The sequence below is a fragment of the Saccharopolyspora sp. genome (assembly GCF_017434145.1).
Lineage (GTDB): Bacteria > Actinomycetota > Actinomycetes > Mycobacteriales > Pseudonocardiaceae > Saccharopolyspora_C > Saccharopolyspora_C galaxeae.
The window spans coordinates 1-2862 of record NZ_JAFRFW010000378.1; the positions used below are offsets into that span (position 1 = coordinate 1).

Annotated in this window: 2 protein-coding genes; both read left to right on the plus strand. The window is 70.2% G+C overall.

The annotated features are described in order from the left end of the window. The coding region (gene metE / locus IJH84_RS10265) for a 5-methyltetrahydropteroyltriglutamate--homocysteine S-methyltransferase (RefSeq protein WP_295143220.1) at window positions 1–2219 on the plus strand (2219 nt) is incomplete at its 5' end. A 189-nt stretch (window positions 2220–2408) separates the two neighbouring features. Beyond that, window positions 2409–2862: bifunctional 2-polyprenyl-6-hydroxyphenol methylase/3-demethylubiquinol 3-O-methyltransferase UbiG (locus IJH84_RS10270; protein WP_295143223.1), on the plus strand; the 454-nt coding region annotated here is incomplete at its 3' end.

The following is a 2862-nucleotide window of genomic DNA, read 5'->3' on the forward strand; positions in this document are numbered from 1 at the left end:
CGCTGGAGAACTACTGGAAGTCCCGGATCTCCGAGCCGGAACTGCGCGAAGTCGCACGCACCCTGCGCACCGACACCTGGCGATCGCTGCGCGACGCCGGGCTGGATTCGGTGCCCGGCAACATGTTCTCGTACTACGACCAGGTGCTCGACACCGCCGTCACGTTCGGCGCGGTCCCGCGCCGCTTCCGGGAGCTGGGCCTGAGCCCGTTGGACACCTACTTCGCGTTGGCCCGCGGCGTGGAATCGACACCGCCGCTGGAGATGACGAAGTGGTTCGACACGAACTACCACTACCTGGTGCCGGAGATCGGCCCGGACACGGCGTTCGCGCTGTCCGACCAGACTCCCGTCGACCAGTACAACGAGGCGGCTGAACTCGGCGTGCAGACCCGTCCGGTGCTGGTAGGACCGCTGACGTTCCTGCTGCTGTCGAAGCCGGAGGAGGGCGCGCCGGAATCGTTCCACCCGCTGGACCGGCTCGACGACCTGCTCACCGCATACACCGAGCTGCTCGGTGAGCTGCACCGCGCAGGTGTGGAGTGGGTGCAGCTGGACGAGCCCGCGTTCGTCGCGGATCGCTCGCAGGCCGAGCTGGACGCGTTGCGCGCCGCCTACCGCAAGCTCGGCGAGCTGCGGGAGCGGCCGAAGATCTTCGTGTCCTCCTACTTCGGCGATCTCGGCGACGCGCTGGGCGTGCTCGCCGCCGCCGAGGTGGAGGCGCTGGGCGTCGACCTGATCGCCGGGTCCTCCACTGTGGACAAACTGCCCGCTGTCCAGGGGCTGCGGGACAAGACGCTGGTCGCCGGCCTGGTCGACGGCCGCAACATCTGGCGCACCGACCTGGACAAGGCGCTGACCACGGCGGCGACGCTGCTCGGCGTGGCCGGTTCGGTCGCGGTCAGCACGTCCTGCTCGCTGCTGCACTCGCCCTACGACGTCGAGGCGGAGACCGGCATCGACCCGCAGGTCAAGTCGTGGCTGGCATTCGCGGCGCAGAAGGTCGACGAGGTCGTGGTGCTCGACCGGGCGCTGCACGAGGGCCGCGACGCGGTCTCCGAGCAGCTGATCGCCGCGCGCCAGGTGATCGCCGACCGGGCCAACGCCGACCGCGTGCGCAACAACCGGGTGCAGGCACGGCTGGACTCGCTCAAACCCGAGCACGCGCGCCGCGGCGCCTACGAGAACCGCCGTGCGGCGCAACAGAAATCGCTGCGGCTGCCACCGCTGCCGACCACCACGATCGGCTCGTTCCCGCAGACCACCGACGTCCGCAAGGCCCGTGCCGCGCTGCAGAAGGGCAACATCGACCAGGCCACCTACAAGCAGCGGATGCGCGACGAGATCGAGCGGGTCATCCGGCTGCAGGAGGAACTGGGCCTGGACGTGCTGGTGCACGGCGAGCCCGAGCGCAACGACATGGTGCAGTACTTCTCCGAGCACATGGAGGGATTCGTCAGCACGCAGAACGGCTGGGTGCAGTCCTACGGCTCCCGCTGCGTGCGCCCGCCGATCCTGTTCGGCGACGTGTCCCGGCCCGCGCCGATCACGGTGGACTGGGCGAAGTACGCCCAGCAGCTCACCGAGAAGCCGGTGAAGGGCATGCTGACCGGCCCGGTCACCATCCTCGCGTGGTCGTTCGTGCGCGACGACCAGCCGCTGGCCAAGACCGCCCGGCAGGTGGGGCTCGCGGTCCGGGACGAGGTCAAGGACTTGGAGAACGCCGGGATCCGGGCCATCCAGGTCGACGAGCCCGCGTTGCGCGAGCTGCTGCCGCTGCGGTCGGCGCAGCACGAGGAGTACCTGGACTGGGCGGTGGAGTCGTTCCGGCTGGCCACCTCCGGCATCTCGGATTCGACCCAGATCCACACGCACCTGTGCTACTCCGAGTTCGGTGACGTGATCAACGCGATCGTGGCCCTGGACGCGGACGTGACCAGCATCGAAGCGGCCCGTTCGCGGATGGAGGTGCTGGACGACCTCAACGAGGTCGGGTTCGGCCGCGGCGTCGGGCCCGGTGTCTACGACATCCACTCGCCGCGGGTGCCGGAATCCGGCGAGGTCTCCGACCTGTTGCGGGCGGCGCTGTCGGCGGTGCCCGCCGAGCGGCTGTGGGTGAACCCGGACTGCGGGCTCAAGACCCGCGGCTACGCCGAGGTGGAGACGGCGTTGCAGAACGTGGTCAGCGCAACCGAAGCCGTGCGTCCGGCGTTGAGCTGATCCATCGCCGGTGGCGCGGGCGGTTTCCCTTCCCACCGCCGCCTCGCGTCCCCGGCGTTTCGGCGGGGGCACGCCCAGCGCCCGGGCGTGCCCCCGCTTTTCGCTCCGGGGCGAAGACTCGGATTCGCCTTGCGCGAACGAGTGCGTTCGGCAACACCACGGTCACATTCGGCTCGGTAGCTTGGGCCCGTGGCGGTTGATCAGTGGAACCACAACGTGCACTACTACCCGCTGGTGCTCGACGAAGTGCCCGAAGGCTGCGCGGAAGCGCTGGACGTCGGCTGCGGTGACGGCAGGCTCGCACGCGAGCTGGCGGGACGCGCGCAGCGGGTCACCGGGATCGACCGCGACCCGGGCATGATCGGCGCGGCGCGGGAGCGCGCCGACTCCCCCGGGCTTTCCTTCGTGGAAGCCGATTTCCTGGAGTTCCACGACGAGTCCAGAGCCGCCGGGTACGACTTCATCAGCAGCGTCGCGGCGATCCACCACATGGAGTTCGCCGCGGCCGTCGGCAGCATGGTGCGGCTGCTCGCCCCCGGCGGTCGGCTCGTGATCGTGGGCCTCGCGCGCAACCGGACCCCGCTGGACTGGGCGGCCGCGCTCGCAGGTCTGCCCGCTCACCAAGTGCGCGCGCGGCGCCACG